We start from the raw sequence: 14,166 nt of genomic DNA on the forward strand, positions 1-14,166 counted from the left end.
CCGTCTCTCTGCATCGTCTCTGTGCCATTCTTGTTGGCGGACCGTGGCGATCGCGGCCCCCGCACGCTGGCGACCGCCACGCGGAAGCTTGGAACGAAACGCCGCCGCCTCGCCCTTGCAAGAGCCCGGCCGCGACCGCGCCGCACGGCCTGAGCGAGCATGGGCGATTGGATATTTGACGACTGGCGATACACATCTCTATCGATCCCGCTCGTTGAGAGCCGACCGGCCGTCGGGAGGCCATTGCCGGAGTTTGTCCGATGAAGCTCTTCTATCTGCCGGGGGCCTGCTCGCTCGCCCCGCACATCGTCGCGAACGAGGCCGGGATCGCGGTCGATCTCGTCAGGGTCGATGGCCGGACCAAGGCGACGGACACCGGGGACGATCTGCTCGCGGTCAGCCCGAACGGCTATGTGCCGGTGCTGGTTCTCGACGATGGCGGGACGCTGACCGAGTCATCCGTGATCGTCCAGTATCTCGCCGACCTGAACCCGGCCGCCGGGCTGATCCCGCCGGCCGGGGATTTCGCCCGCTACAAGGTCGAGCAATGGCTCGCCTTCATCGCGACCGAGCTGCACAAGAGCTTCGGGCCCCTTTTCCGCCCGGACACGCCGGAGCAGACCCGGGCGACGAACCGCGCGCATCTGAACGCGCGGCTGAGCTGGGTGGACGGGCAACTGGCCGGCAAGTCCTTCCTGGTCGGCGAGACATACGGCGTGGCCGACATCTATCTCTGGACCTTGCTCGGCTGGGCCGGGCATATTGATCTCGATCTCGCGCCCTACGCCAATATCCTGCGGTTCAGGGGGGAGATCGCCACGCGGCCGGCGGTGGTCCGCAGCCTCAAGGAGGAAGGCCTCGCCTGAAGCCATCCCGCCCTTTCTGGACATGGTCGCCGGCCCGGCGGCGGCGGGAGCGGCCGGGCTGCTGATCGGCATGGAGCGCGGCTGGAGCCAGCGCGCACTGGCGCCGGGCCGGCGCGTCGCCGGTTTCCGGACCTTCGGGCTGATCGGCCTTGCCGGCGGGGTCGCCGGGCTGGCGCCGGACATGATGGCCGCCGCGCTGGGGCTCGGCGTGATGCTGGTGCTGGCGATCGGCTACGCGCGCTCGGCGACGGCCGACGCGCTCTCGGCCACCACCAGCATCACCGGCATGCTGACCTTCGCCATCGGCTTCGCGGCGGTGCACGTCGGCCCGGTGCCGGCGCTCGGGACGGCGGCGGCGACGTTCATCCTGCTCAGCGCGCGGCGATCCATGCACGCGCTGCTGCGCGGCCTCAGCGAGACCGAGGTCGAGGCAGTGGCGCGCTTCGTGCTGGTCGCGCTGGTCATCCTGCCGCTGCTGCCGGATGCCGATTACGGGCCCTATGGCGCGTGGAATCCGCGCCGGATCTGGATGGTGGTGGTGCTCGTCGCGGCGCTGTCCTTCGCGGGCTATGTCGCGGCGCGGCGGCTGGGCAGCGATCACGGCATCGTCGTCGTCGCGCTGGCGGGCGCGATGGTGTCGTCCACGGCGGTGACGGCGGATTATGCACGCCGGCTGCGCGGCGAACCGGAGGCGCGCGGCGCCCTCACCGCCGGCATTGCGCTGGCCTCGATCGTGATGTTCGTGCGCGTGCAAGTGCTGACGGCGGCGCTCGCGCCGCGCGCGCTGCCCGCGCTGGCGCTCGCCATGGCGCCCGCCACGGTGGTGGCGACGGGGCTGGCGCTGTTCGTCTGGCGCCGCCAGCGGGCGACGGCGTCGGCGGCGGTGAAGCTCGGCAATCCGTTCGATTTCGCGCCGGCGCTGCTGCTGGCCGGGCTGGTCGCGATCTTGTCGGTGGTCGCGCGCTGGGCGCAGGCGACCTTCGGCGGGGAGGGGCTGGCGGTGGCGCTCGGGCTCACCGGCATGATGGACGTGGACGCCGCGGTGATGGCGCTGGCCGGGCTGCCGGACAGCGCGCTCGACGGGGCGACGGCGGGCATGGTGCTCGCCGTGCCGGTGCTCACCAACACCGCGGTCAAGGGCGCGATGACCATCGCCATCGCCGGCTGGCGCGAGGGCGGACGCGCCGCGGCGCCGTTATTCGCCGCGCTGGTGGCGTCGCTGCTTGGGCTGGCGTTCACGCTGCCGCGCTGAGGCCTGCTTCGCGCGCGCCTGCTTATAGCTGGCGAGCACGGCGCGCATCTCCCTGATCGCCTGCTCGCGCCGTTCGGCATCCTCGATCTGGGCGAGGTCATGCTTCAGCCGCGTGGTGAAATCGGCATAGCTGTTCTCCCAATCCCAGCCCACCGCGTGGCGCAGCGCGGGATCGCCGGTCTTGAGGCGGGTCGCCGGCTGGCCGGGCGGCAGGCCATAGACCTCGTCCAGCTCCGGCGCGATCACCGAGGCGACACCCCGCCCCTCGGCCAGGCCGCGCAACGCCTCGATGCCGCGGGCCTCGCCATGGGACAGGAACAGGCTGCCCGCTATCGGGCGGCGGGCGTCGATCCAGGCGACGAGATCGCTCTGGTCGGCGTGGGCGGAATAGCTGTCGATAGCGCGGATGCGCGCGCGCACCATGACATCTTCGCCGGAGATGCGGACCCGCCCCGCCCCCTCCAGTATCGCGCGGCCGAGCGAGCCCTCCGCCTGAAAGCCGACGAACAGCACAGTCGACTCCCGCCGGAACAGGTTATGCTTGAGGTGATGGCGGATGCGCCCCGCCTCGCACATGCCGGATGCCGCCATGATGATCGCGCCGGACATGGCGTTGAGCCGGATCGATTCCGCCGCGTCATGCACGAAGTGGAAGGCGGGATGGCGGAAGGGGTTGCGCCCGCCCACGTCCTCCAGCTCCTCGGCATGGGCGGCGAACACCCCGGTCACCTGGCTGGCGAGCGGCGAATCGATGAACACCGGCACCGCCGGGATCCGCTTCCCGTCGATCAGCATGGCGAGGTCGAGCAGCAGCTCCTGCGTGCGTTCCAGCGCGAATACGGGAATGACCAGATTGCCGCCCAGCGCCAGCGCCGCGCCGATCTCGTCGGCCAGCTTGTCGCGCCGTGCCGCGATGGTCAGGTGCTCGCGGCGGCGATCGCCATAGGTGGATTCGCAGACGACATGATCGAACGTCGCCGGGCCCTGCGGATCGGGATGGAAGGCCTTGTTCTCCGGGCCGAGATCGCCCGAGCACAGCAGATGCGTGCCCCCCGCCGCCAGCTCGACCGAGGCGGAGCCGAGGATATGGCCGGCATTCCACAGCCGCGCGCGAAAGCCCCCTACCGGCTCGAACCATTCGCCCAGCGCGACGGGGCGCGTCCGTCCCCATGCCTCCATACCGTCCCGTTCGGTGTAGAGCGGCGTGGTCGGCGGGCGGTCGGCGCGATCGCGGCGGCGGTTGCGGCGGGCGGCCTCGCTTTCCTGAATGCGCCCTGCATGGGCGAGCATGAACTGAAGCAGGTCCGCGGTCGGCGCGGTGCACCAGATATCGCCCGCGAAGCCGTCTGCGACCAGCTTCGGCAACAGCCCGGCATGATCGATATGGGCGTGGGTGAGGATGACGGCGTCCACCCGCGATGCGTCGAAGGGGAATGGCCGAAGGTTCAGCTCCTCCAGCGTGCGCGAGCCCTGGAACAGCCCGCAATCCACCAGCAGGCAACGCTTGCCGAGGCGGAATTCCATGCAGGAGCCGGTGACTGTTCCGGCCGCGCCGTGAAAGCCGAGGGTAAGCATCTTGTCGGGCATTTGGGGATGATCCCTTGTCGTCAGCCGTGGCGCGGGCGCCGCAGCGCCGCGTCAGTCTCCCCGGTCGAGATCGCGCGCTTCCTCCCAGCTATCCACGATCAGATCGCACCAGGAGGTGAGCCAGAAGCGGGGCAATTGCCACATCTCCTCCGTCGCCACGAACATCGTGCGCAAGGCGTTGAGGTTGTAGGTAGAGGCTGTCAAAGGGCTGCTCGAAATCCATTATCGCCTCCTGCGCCGTCGCGGGCGTCCGGTCTGACGACGCGCTGAACGCAATTTCTCATACATTGCGTCTGACCGCTATTGCATCCCCATATTCATCGCCCGCCGGCCGGCGTCGGCGTCACTTGTCGCGCGGCAGATCGCGGTGGGCGGCGACCATCGCGTCATAATCGTCCCAATCCCTGCTGCCACGGGCGTCAAATCTGGCGTCGCAAAGGGCGTCCCGGGTGATCGCGCCCTCGGGATCGTCGGCGGTGGACCGCCACTCGGATGCGCCGTCCATCATGACCGGGTCGGTTTCCTTGTTGAGCCGCGCTTCCGCCCGGAGCATCCGCGCCCGCGCGCCGCCGCAATCCACCTCCATGAACACGCGCATCTCCGAGAGGTCGGTCGGTTGCCAGCGGAGCATGTGCAGCCACCCGTGCGCGATGCCGCCCGCCTTCTCGACGCTGCCGGCGTCCAGGGAAACGAGCATTGTCTCGGTGACGCCGAGCACACGCCACGGCTTCGCCAAGGCCGGCTGGCCGATCGCCAGAAGCGCCGCCGCCGCGATGAGCCCTGACCTGGTTGCAATCATCAAAAAACCCTTCCCCTATCAATGCACTAAATGGATTATCTGCATTGGCAGGACAATGCGGGATGCGCCAGACCTACCCACCGCTCGCTCATTCCCCGGGCCTGAGTCCCCGCGCAGCCGGCGTCCGCTTCGTCGAGAATGTGGAAATCGTGCATTCAGACAAAACCATGTTTCAATATGTTGATTGGACACAGCCGCCCGACTCAGGAGGGCGCCCGTTCGCCAAGGGAGGATTGATGAACCGGACCGCCATTCTTGCCGCCGCCGCCGCCAGCGTCGGCACTCTCGCCATCGCCCCCGCCCAGCAACGATGGGACTGGAGCGGCGGGCGGCCCGGCGGCGTGGATTACCGGCTCGCCGGCCCGGGCGCGCGGCTGCTCTTTCCCGAGCTTCGCGGCAGCGCGCGGGGCCGGGCGTTCGTGATGCGCAATTTCGATCGCGACCGGAACGGGCTGATCACGCCGCCCGAGGCAGACGAGGCCAATCGCGTCTTCGCCCGCCTGGCCGGCCCGCGCCGTGATCGCTTCGACTGGGACGCGCGCGACGCCGGCTTCCGCCAGCCGCGCTGGGATCGGCGCGCAATGCGCGACTATCGCTTCCGCCAGACCCCGCGCGGCGCGACGATGACGATGCAGGAGGATGTGCTGTTCGCCACCGACAGCGCCGTGCTGCGCGCCGATGCGGTCGACCGGCTGCGACCGCTCGCCGGCTATCTCGCGGGCAATCCCGGCGTGCGGGTGGCGATCGACGGCTATACGGATTCGCGCGGCACCGACGCCCACAATCAGAGCCTCTCCGAACGACGCGCGGAAAGCGTGCGCGCCGCCCTGATCGGGCTCGGCGTGACGCGGGCCCGCTTCGTCGTCGCCGGCCATGGCGAGGCCGATCCCGTGGCACCGAACAGCACGGCCGACGGCATGCGGCGCAACCGGCGGGTCGAGGTGACGCTGCTCGGCCAGCGCGCGGACGCCTTCGCCATGCCTGAATAAAACCCGGGAATAAGGCCCGCGGCACCTCCTCATTCCTCCTCCCCCGGGCCCCTTCCGGAACAAAAGCGGGCGCGGATGATTCCACCCGCATCGCGTCCCCGGATGACGCTCAGCGGTCTGCGACGCGCTGAATGGTCGCGGACCTCGGAAAGATAAGGCGCATCAGACGCCGATCGCAGAGGAGGATTTATGGACAAGTGCTGTTCCCGTCATGCGTTGCTGCTGTTGAGCGCGGCACCGCTCGCCATGCTTGTCACGGCTCCCGCTCAAGCCCAGTCGACGCCCGGCGCGGCGGTGGCGGATGCCACCCCCGGCGATGCCGCGGCGGCCGGCAATGCCACCGACGAGATCGTTGTCGTCGGCACCGCCGGCGGCGGCACCCGCCGCCAGGACGCCGCCTTCGCGGTGACGACGCTGACCAACGACGCCATCGAGCGTGCCGCGCCGAACAGCACCGCGGATTTGCTGCGCACCATTCCCGGCGTCAGCGCGGAAAGCTCCGGCGGCCAGAACGGCGCCAACATCTTCGTGCGCGGCTATCCTTCGGGCGGCGATGCGCAGTTCGTGACCTTCCAGCTCGGCGGCGTGCCGATCTTCCCGCCGTCGACCTTGTCCTTCCTCGAGAACAGCCAGCTGATCCGGCTCGACGAGACGGTGCAGCGGGTCGAGGCGGTGCGCGGCGGCACCGGCTCGCTCTTCTCGAACGGCCAGCCGGGCCTCACCGTCAACGTCGTCCAGCGCGAGGGGGGCCGCGATTTCCACGGCCTCGCCAAACTCTCCTACACCGATTATGACGAGATCCGCGGCGATGCCTGGATATCCGGCCCGATTTCCCAGGACACCAGCTTCATGGTCGGCGGCTATTATGCGCAGGGCAACGGCATCCGCGATCCGCAGTTCCGCGCCGAGAAGGGCGGACAGATCACCGCCAATCTGCGCCATGATTTCGCCGGGCGCGGATCGGTTCTGATCTATGGCCGCTATCTCAACGACCGCGGGCAATGGCTGCTGCCGATTCCGATCATCCAGCAGGGCCGCAAGATCAGCGCCTATCCCGGCTTCGACGCGGGCACCGGCGCGCTGCCGAGCCGCGACACGCGCATCACCACCAACAATAGCGGGCGCACCGTCGATCTCGCCGACGGGCGCGGCGCCAGGATCGGCAATATCGGCGTCGCTTTCGACTATGAGCTGGCCGACGGGCTGCGCGCGCGAGAGCGGCTGAGCTATCTGTGGGGCAGCGCCGACACGGTCGGGCTGGTCCCGGTGGGCGCGCCGGTCTCGGCGGGCGACATGGCGGTGACGCTGGGCGGGACCGGCGCCACCGTGGGCAGCCTCACCTTTGCCAATGGCGGCGGCGTTGCCGGGCCTAATCAGCAGGTCATGCAGGCCGGCATCTGGGAAGTCCGCAAGGATATCGACTCCTTCGTCAACGACATGGCGCTGGAATTGACCACTGGCCGCAACAAGCTGACCGGCGGCTTCTACCTTGCTGACTATACGACGCGCGACAATTGGGCGCTCGGCAACCAGGTGCTGCTTACCGCCGAGGAGAATGCGCGGCGGCTGAACCTCACGCTGGGCGACGGGCGCGCGGCGACGCGGGACGGCTTCACCAGCGGGCCGAGCTTCCTCGTCGATGCCTATTACAAGGGCCGCGACTATGCCTTTTATGCGGTCGACGAGTTGCAGATCACCGATCAGCTGCGCATCGACGGCGGCGCGCGGTGGCAACGGCACGCGGTCGACGCGCGGGTGCGCACGTCCAGCGCCAGCATCGACCAGGACGGCAATGCCGCCACGCTCTACGATAATGGCACCGCGACGTTCGGGCCGGCGACCAATATCCGCTACCGCCAGTCCGAATGGTCGTGGACGGCGGGCGCCAATTACGACCTGACCAGCCAGATCGGCATCTTCGCCCGCTACAGCCGGGGCAACAGCTTCCCGCAATTCGACAATCTGCGCGAGGGGCTGACCATCGTCGCGCAGGTCGACACCTATGAGGGCGGGCTGAAGCTGTCGATGCCGTGGCTCAACCTCTACGCGACCTTGTTCCACAACAAGTTCGACGGGCTCGCCACCACCCAGATCATCAACGGCGTGCCGAACAGCCAGATCGGCGGCGCCAAGGCGACCGGCGTCGAGCTGGAAGGCACGGTGCGGCCGTTCGCGGGCTTCAGCGTGTCGGCAGCCGGTACGTGGCTCGACGCCACGTATCGCGACTTCTTCACCGGCAACGGCACCATCGACAACACCGGCAACCGCGTGCAGCGCCAGCCGAAATGGATGTGGCGGGTGACGCCGGCCTATGAGCTGGAGCTGGGCGGCCTGCGCCCGTCCCTGTTCGCGACGCTGCAATATACCGGCGACCGCTTCTCCGATCCCGAGAACAACCAGTTGCTGCCGCATTATTATCAGCTCGACGCCGGTGTCGCGGTGAATATTGGCGAGCGGCTGAGGCTGCAGGTGACCGGAAACAATCTCACCAACGAGATCGGCCTGACCGAGGGCAATCCGCGCATTATCGGCTCGCAGGGCAGCGGGCCGATCCTGGCGCGGCCGATCCTCGGGCGCTCGTTCCGCTTCGCCGCGCAGATGAGCTTCTGAGGATGACGTGGACCGCCGCACGGTCCTGAAGGCGGCGGCGCTGGCCGCCGCCGCCACCTCCCTCGACACGGGGCGCGCAGCGGCACCCCGCCGACGCAACGTGCTGCTGCTCATCTCCGACGATCAGGGGCTGGACCTCGGCTGCTACGGCGTGCCGATCAGCACGCCGCGCATCGATCGGCTGGCAGCCGAAGGAACGCGCTTCACCCATGGCTATGCGGCGGTATCCTCGTGCAGCCCGAGCCGCGCCGTCATCAACACCGGGCTCTTCACCCATCAGAACGGCATGTACGGCCTGCAACACGACGTGCATCACCAGTCATTGCTCGACGGCATCGAGACGCTGCCGGCGATGCTCCGACGGGCGGGCTATGCCACCGCCCTGGTCGGCAAGAAGCATGTCGGGCCGGATGCGGCCTTCCCCTATGAGGCGGAGCTGGTGCCGGAACGCTCCGGCATCCGCGACGTGCGCGCGCTGGCGATGGCCGCGGCCGATTTCATCCGCGCTTCGGGCGACCGTCCTTTCTTCGTAACGGTCGGCTATAGCGATCCGCATCGCGCCGAGGCCAATTACGGCAATGACCGGGATTGGCCGGGCGTGCGCACCACCACCTATGATCCCGCGCGCGTGCCGCTGCCGACGCACCTGCCCGATCTTCCCGCCGTGCGCAGCGACCTCGCCGAATATTATGCATCGATCAGCCGCCTCGACGCGGGCGTCGGCATGATCCTCGACGCGCTGGCCGGGAGCGGCCACGCGGAGGACACGCTGGTCGTCTTCCTCAGCGACAATGGCCGGCCATTTCCCGGTGCCAAGACCAATTTCTACGATCCCGGCCTCCATCTGCCGCTGATCATCCGGGCGCCGGGCACGGGGCCGGCGGTCAATGATGCGATGGTCAGCTGGGTCGATATCGCGCCGACATTGCTCGACTTCACCGGCACGCCACCGCCCACCGGCTACCAGCTGTCCGGCGCGTCGCTCCTGCCGCTTCTCGGCAGGGCCGGCGGGCCGGGGCGCGATGCGGTGTTCGCCAGCCATGACTTCCACGAGATCAACCAATATTATCCGATGCGGGCGCTGCGCACGAGGACGCATAATTACATCCTCAATCTCGCTGCGCCGCTCGCCTATCCGATCGCCGGCGATGTCGCCTCCTCACCGAGCTGGCGGGCGATCGCCGCCGATCCCGCCATCCGTCTCGGCCGGCGGACCCAGGCTGCCTATCTCAGGCGCCCGGCCGAAGAGCTTTACGATCTCGGCGCCGATCCGGAGGAGCTGACCAATATTGCCGGCCGGCGGGCGGCGGCGGCGCTGCTGGCGGAGCTGCGCGAGCGGCTGCGCGCCATGCGGGCCGCGACCCATGACCCGTGGCTGGCCGGCCAGACCGACCCTTATTCGCATCTCGGCACGCGCGGATGATTACCGGACGGACCCGGCGAGGCGCGTCGATCGTTCAACCGGCATGACCTTCTCGGATACAGTCATCCTGCTCCCGACCAAGGCGACCGATCTGGTCGTCATGCTCAAGGCGGAGCTTCTGGATTGCTGGTGGCGCACGGGCCGCGAGCGGACCATCGACGAGGTCATCGTCAACAATATGGAGCTGATCTGCGACATGGCCGCCGATCAGCTCGAATTCGGCCTCGACTGGGACGGGACCGTGATCCTCGGCGACGAGCTGGCCTGAACGGCCGCAGCGGCGCCGCCGCATCCCCGCCTCCGTATGATAGCCCGCAACGCCCCCGCGGCGGCGTTGCGGCTCGGGCGCGAGGGGTGGATCGGCCGACGATTTCTGATGTATAGCCCGAAAAATCGGCGGATTTCCGCAGACAACAATGATGCAGTTCTGCTGCACAGGGGGGCAATTGTGATGCAATTCAAGCGGGCCGGCCGGGTCGGCCTCGTCCTGGCGCTGGTCGCCTCGACATCCGTGTTCGCGCAGGAGCGGGAGGATCGCACCCTGCTCAGCCAGGCGCAGATGACCTCGATCATCAACGAGGTGTCCGGAGATCGCGCGATGCAGCACGTGCTGGAGCTGGTCCCCTATCAGCGTGTCCGCCTGCCGGGCGACTATGACAAGAAGTTCCGCGAGACGCAGGTCATCACCGACTTCGCCAAGGAATATGGCTTCTCCAACATCAGCGTCGAGACGTTCGACGATGAGAAGAAGGCCTTCCAGCCGACGGTCGGCGAGCTGTGGCTGACCACGCCGAAGAGCATCAAGCTGTTCGACATCCACGACATCCCGCTCAGCCTCGTCTCGCTCAACGCCAATGGCGATCTGTCCGGCGAGCTGATCAGCCTCGGCGCCGGGCGGCCGGAGGATTTCGAGGGCAAAGACGTCAAGGGCAAGTTCGTGCTGACGTCCGGCAACACCACCGCCGTCTATAATCTCGCCGTCGAGCGCGGCGCGCTGGGTGTGCTCGGCATCGTCGCCAACAGCCCGCAGCGGGCGATCGATTACCCGCGCCAGATCATGGCATCCTACCTCACCGCCAAGCCGGGAACGGTGGCGTGGTCGGTGACGCCGGAGGCGCGCGGCTATCTCGAGGCGCTGATGGCGCGCGGCGAGAAACTCACCATCCGCTCGGTGACGAAGAGCACGGAAGTGTCCGGCCGCAGCGAATATGTCCACGCCGAAATCCCCGGCGACGGCTCGACACGCCAGGAAGTCGGCATCAGCTGCCACCTGTTCGAGGGCGTCATCAAGCAGGGCGCCAATGACGACAATTCCGGCTGCGCGATGATCCTCGAGGTCGGCCGCGCCTACATCAAGCTGATCAAGGAAGGAAAGCTGCCGCCGCCCAAGCGGACCATCAACTTCCAGTTCGTACCGGAGATTTCCGGCACCAATGCCTATCTGAACAAGCATGCCGACAAGGCCAGGGCGATGATCGGCACGCTGAACTTCGACATGGAGGCGATCCGCGTCGCCGCCAGCCGCAGCTACTGGATCCTTCAGCGCACGCCGGACACCTTCCCGTCCTATCTGAACGACATCGCCCAGAGCATGATGGAATATGTCTCGGACATCACCCGCGAGCGGGTGCGGTTCCGCCGTTCGATCAACGGCTATGCGCCGACCCAGCCAGTGGAATCGGTGCACGGCTCCAAGGACGCCTTCTACATCAAGACCGACAAGCATTATGGCTCGTCGGATCACGTCACCTATATGCAGCATGGCATCCCGGCGGTGATGTTCATCACCTGGCCGGACATGTGGTATCACTCCTCCGACGACACGCCCGACAAGCAGGATCCGACCCAGTATAAGCGCGCCGCCGTGGTGGCGCTGGGCGGGCTGGCGGCACTGTCCAACGGCACCGACGACATGGCCGCCCGCGTCGTCGCCGAGAATCTGGCGCGCGGCACCGGCCGCATGGGCGAGGCGCAGGTTAAGGGCCTCGGCTATATCGCCGATGCCACCCCGGCCGATCTGCCGCGCGCTTATCGGGAAGCGCAGATCGCCATCCGCCATCAGGCGGAAATCGAAAAGGCGGTGATCCGCTCGGCCAATGTGATGTGGACCGACGCCGCCTCCGGCAAGAAGAATACGAGCGCGATCGAGCCGCTGATCGAGAGGCGCGCGGCAGCGCTCCTCGCCGAGGCGAAGGCCACCTATCAGCTGGAGGCGGCCCAGCATCGCGTCTCCGCGGCGGAGCCGGCATTGACGGCAGAGGAGCGCGAGGCGTCCAGCCTGATCGTGAAGCGCGGCCCCAAGGCGCCGGCGCCGGGGACGCGCGGCGGCCCGCGGCCGACAGGCCCCGGCTTGCCGGACGAGTATATGGCCGAGTTCCAGTATTTGGTGGATCGCGGCAACATGACGATCCTGCAGATGCGCGACTTCCTGTCTGGCGAGTTCACGCCGCTGTCGCTGGCCGAATTGACGGCGACGTTGAAGGGCCGGGAAGCTGACGGCCTGGTGACGCTCCAGAAAAAATAGGCGCGCGCCTTCGCCAGAACGCCCGCCGCCCCCGCCGGGAGCGGCGGCGATCGAGCCCGTGCTCGTCGCCGCTGCTCCGGTGCAGGCGGCCCCTGTTTATGGTTGCCCTCCCCGCCGCCGAAGATTCATCGGCAGGTTTGACCATCGTCAAGGCGCGATCGCGTCCGCCGGCCGAAGGAGGAGCCGCACCATAAACGGGACATCGCCATGTCGGACACCCTCGGAGATTATTTCCTCTACCTTTCGATCGTCTGCGCCCTCATCTTCATGGTCGTGCTCGGTGGGGTCACTCTTCTGGAGTGGCGGGTAGACCGTCCCGACAAATAGTGACGGCGGCGGAGCCGTTGGCGGGGCCGACGCCACCGATCACGGCTATCCACGCCGGCCGATCGCAGAACCTCTCGGCGACCGATCGAAGCCCGGATCGCCGGCAGCGATCTTCGTCCCGCTGTTCCAGCTGACGCCGAAGGTCTGCGTGATCCGACGGCGGGCGCCCGTCTTGCCGGCGGCGGCGGGGATGATGTCGGGATGGACCAGGGCCATTTCGAGACGCCGGGGCAAGCGCTGTTCCCGACCGGCGACAACCGCCGCCCGCGATGCGCGCGGGGGCGCTCTTCTCAGCCTGGCGGGTCGGACACCAGATCGCCGGCGGTGCCGGCCCGATGCCGGTCCTGCTCCAGCTCGAACCGTAACCTGTCCCGATCGAGCTGATTTTCCCAGCGCGCGACGACGAGGGTCGCCACGCCGTTGCCGATGAGGTTGGTCAACGCGCGGCACTGGCTCATGAACCTGTCGACACCGACCAGCACCGCGAGGGCCGCGATCGGAATTTGCGGCGCCACGGTGAGGGTGGCGGCAAGCACGATGAAGCCGGCGCCGGTCACCCCGCTCGCCCCCTTGGAGGTGAGCATCGCCACGCCCAATATCGCCAGCTCCTGTCCCCAGCTCAGGTGCGAATTGGTCGCCTGGGCGAGGAACAGGGTCGCCAGCGTCATGTAGATGTTGGTGCCGTCCAGATTGAAGCTGTAGCCGGTCGGGATCACCAGCCCGGTAACCGGCGCCGACGCGCCGAGGCGCACCATCTTCTCCATGATCTGCGGCAGCACCGATTCCGAGGAACTGGTGCCCAGCACGATCAGCAGTTCTTCGCGAATGTAGCGCACGAACTTGAAGATGGAGAAGCCCGACAGGGCCGCCACCGCGCCGAGCACGACGACGATGAATACGATCGACGTCATGTAGAAGGCGCCGACCAGATAGCTGAGCTGAACGAGGCTGCGCGCGCCATATTTGCCGACGGTGAAGCCCATCGCGCCGAATGCGCCGATCGGCGCGAAGATCACGACGATATGTATGACCGCGAAGAAGACCCTGCCGATGCCCTCGATCGCGGCTGCCGCCTGCTGGCCCATCCTGCCCATGCGCGCGCATCCGAACCCCACCAGGATGGCAAGGATCAGCACCTGCAACAGATTGCCGTCGGCAAAGGCCCCGAAGAAGGTTTCAGGGACGAGATCCATGAGATGTTCGACAAGCGATCCGCCGTGGCTCGCCTTCACGACATAGCCCGCCGCGACCGACGGATCGAGCGTAGCCGGATCGATGTTGAAGCCGCGTCCCGGTTGCAGCACATGACCTGCCAGCAAGCCGAGGGCCAGCGCCAGGGTGGACAGCACCTCGAAATAGATCAGCGCCTTGCCGCCGACGCGGCCGACCGCCTTGAGGTCGCTCATCCGGGCGATGCCGCCGGCGACGGTGCAGAAGATCACCGGCGCGATCACCAGCTTGACGAGCTTGATGAACATGTCGCCGAGAGGCTTCAGCTGCACGCCGAGGTCGGGGTAGAAAGCACCAACCGCAATGCCGGCGCCAATGCCGATCAGCACCTGCACGTAGAGCTGCTTCAGGAACCTCATCGGCATTGTCTCCCCCTCATGCATGCATTCTGCGCTCGCGGCGGACTGCCTCCGCCATCGCTGTGGAATCCTGGCAACCGGGCGCCAGAGCGAACACATCGGAGAAGATACGGACATGCCCTGCTATCGGGCTATGGCATCTCACAGATGATCCTATGCGTCAGACTTTAATCATCCCGTCACTCGGCGGGGTCCATCTC

The 14,166-nt window shown here is 67.6% G+C and carries 12 protein-coding genes; 7 read left to right on the forward strand and 5 right to left on the reverse strand.

The annotated features are described in order from the left end of the window. Nucleotides 1-260: 260 nt before the first annotated feature. Both gstA and KOF26_RS08325 read left to right on the forward strand, forming a co-directional pair. On the forward strand, nucleotides 261-866 hold the full coding sequence (gene gstA, locus KOF26_RS08320; RefSeq protein ID WP_216323005.1) for a glutathione transferase GstA: 606 nt from the start codon (nucleotides 261-263) through the stop codon (nucleotides 864-866). Nucleotides 867-888: 22 nt separating this feature from the next. Beyond that, nucleotides 889-2,118, forward strand: coding sequence for an MgtC/SapB family protein (locus KOF26_RS08325; protein ID WP_216323008.1), 1,230 nt, complete (start codon nucleotides 889-891; stop codon nucleotides 2,116-2,118). Here the strand turns inward: KOF26_RS08325 and KOF26_RS08330 are convergent. The 3 genes from KOF26_RS08330 to KOF26_RS08340 all read right to left on the reverse strand — a co-directional run bounded on the left by KOF26_RS08330 (nucleotide 2,062) and on the right by KOF26_RS08340 (nucleotide 4,504). After that, on the reverse strand, nucleotides 2,062-3,705 hold the full coding sequence (locus KOF26_RS08330; RefSeq protein WP_216323011.1) for an MBL fold metallo-hydrolase: 1,644 nt from the start codon (nucleotides 3,703-3,705) through the stop codon (nucleotides 2,062-2,064). The genes KOF26_RS08325 and KOF26_RS08330 overlap by 57 nt on opposite strands. Before the next feature lie 51 nt (nucleotides 3,706-3,756). Further along, a complete protein-coding gene (locus KOF26_RS08335) occupies nucleotides 3,757-3,909 on the reverse strand; it encodes a hypothetical protein (protein WP_216323014.1) in 153 nt (50 codons plus the stop codon). Nucleotides 3,910-4,048: 139 nt separating this feature from the next. Further along, nucleotides 4,049-4,504, reverse strand: coding sequence for a hypothetical protein (locus KOF26_RS08340; protein ID WP_216323016.1), 456 nt, complete (start codon nucleotides 4,502-4,504; stop codon nucleotides 4,049-4,051). 236 nt (nucleotides 4,505-4,740) lie between these two features. Here KOF26_RS08340 and KOF26_RS08345 point away from each other — a divergent pair, with 236 nt between their 5' ends. From KOF26_RS08345 to KOF26_RS08365, 5 genes are all read left to right on the forward strand, one after another. Continuing rightward, the gene (locus tag KOF26_RS08345; protein WP_216323018.1) at nucleotides 4,741-5,493 is read left to right on the forward strand and encodes an OmpA family protein; all 753 of its coding nucleotides are present in this window, start codon (nucleotides 4,741-4,743) and stop codon (nucleotides 5,491-5,493) included. 189 nt (nucleotides 5,494-5,682) lie between these two features. Further along, on the forward strand, nucleotides 5,683-8,103 hold the full coding sequence (locus KOF26_RS08350; protein WP_216323020.1) for a TonB-dependent receptor: 2,421 nt from the start codon (nucleotides 5,683-5,685) through the stop codon (nucleotides 8,101-8,103). 7 nt (nucleotides 8,104-8,110) lie between these two features. Further along, a complete protein-coding gene (locus KOF26_RS08355) occupies nucleotides 8,111-9,526 on the forward strand; it encodes a sulfatase family protein (protein ID WP_216323022.1) in 1,416 nt (471 codons plus the stop codon). Between the two features lie 43 nt (nucleotides 9,527-9,569). Next, the gene (locus tag KOF26_RS08360) at nucleotides 9,570-9,794 is read left to right on the forward strand and encodes a hypothetical protein (RefSeq protein WP_216323024.1); all 225 of its coding nucleotides are present in this window, start codon (nucleotides 9,570-9,572) and stop codon (nucleotides 9,792-9,794) included. Nucleotides 9,795-9,977: 183 nt separating this feature from the next. Next, on the forward strand, nucleotides 9,978-12,050 hold the full coding sequence (locus KOF26_RS08365) for a M28 family peptidase (RefSeq protein ID WP_216323026.1): 2,073 nt from the start codon (nucleotides 9,978-9,980) through the stop codon (nucleotides 12,048-12,050). Nucleotides 12,051-12,422: 372 nt separating this feature from the next. On the opposite strand, the gene KOF26_RS08370 is transcribed toward KOF26_RS08365, so the two are convergent. Further along, the gene (locus KOF26_RS08370; protein ID WP_216323029.1) at nucleotides 12,423-12,611 is read right to left on the reverse strand and encodes a hypothetical protein; all 189 of its coding nucleotides are present in this window, start codon (nucleotides 12,609-12,611) and stop codon (nucleotides 12,423-12,425) included. A 56-nt stretch (nucleotides 12,612-12,667) separates the two neighbouring features. Beyond that, nucleotides 12,668-13,972 carry a dicarboxylate/amino acid:cation symporter gene (locus tag KOF26_RS08375; RefSeq protein ID WP_301183121.1) on the reverse strand — a complete coding sequence of 435 codons (1,305 nt, stop codon included), beginning with the start codon at nucleotides 13,970-13,972 and terminating at the stop codon, nucleotides 12,668-12,670. Nucleotides 13,973-14,166: the final 194 nt, after the last annotated feature.

This window comes from Sphingomonas quercus, from assembly GCF_018863195.1.
Classification (GTDB): domain Bacteria; phylum Pseudomonadota; class Alphaproteobacteria; order Sphingomonadales; family Sphingomonadaceae; genus Solisphingomonas; species Solisphingomonas quercus.

Bases quoted from the DNA above. Each gene is read 5' to 3' on its own strand.
- KOF26_RS08340 (WP_216323016.1), bottom strand. From the start codon at position 4,504: ATGATTGCAACCAGGTCAGGGCTCATCGCGGCGGCGGCGCTTCTGGCG.
- KOF26_RS08375 (WP_301183121.1), bottom strand. From the start codon at position 13,972: ATGCCGATGAGGTTCCTGAAGCAGCTCTACGTGCAGGTGCTGATCGGC.
- KOF26_RS08365 (WP_216323026.1), top strand. From the start codon at position 9,978: ATGCAATTCAAGCGGGCCGGCCGGGTCGGCCTCGTCCTGGCGCTGGTC.
- gstA (WP_216323005.1), top strand. From the start codon at position 261: ATGAAGCTCTTCTATCTGCCGGGGGCCTGCTCGCTCGCCCCGCACATC.
- KOF26_RS08330 (WP_216323011.1), bottom strand. From the start codon at position 3,705: ATGCCCGACAAGATGCTTACCCTCGGCTTTCACGGCGCGGCCGGAACA.
- KOF26_RS08350 (WP_216323020.1), top strand. From the start codon at position 5,683: ATGGACAAGTGCTGTTCCCGTCATGCGTTGCTGCTGTTGAGCGCGGCA.
- KOF26_RS08325 (WP_216323008.1), top strand. From the start codon at position 889: ATGGTCGCCGGCCCGGCGGCGGCGGGAGCGGCCGGGCTGCTGATCGGC.
- KOF26_RS08345 (WP_216323018.1), top strand. From the start codon at position 4,741: ATGAACCGGACCGCCATTCTTGCCGCCGCCGCCGCCAGCGTCGGCACT.
- KOF26_RS08360 (WP_216323024.1), top strand. From the start codon at position 9,570: ATGACCTTCTCGGATACAGTCATCCTGCTCCCGACCAAGGCGACCGAT.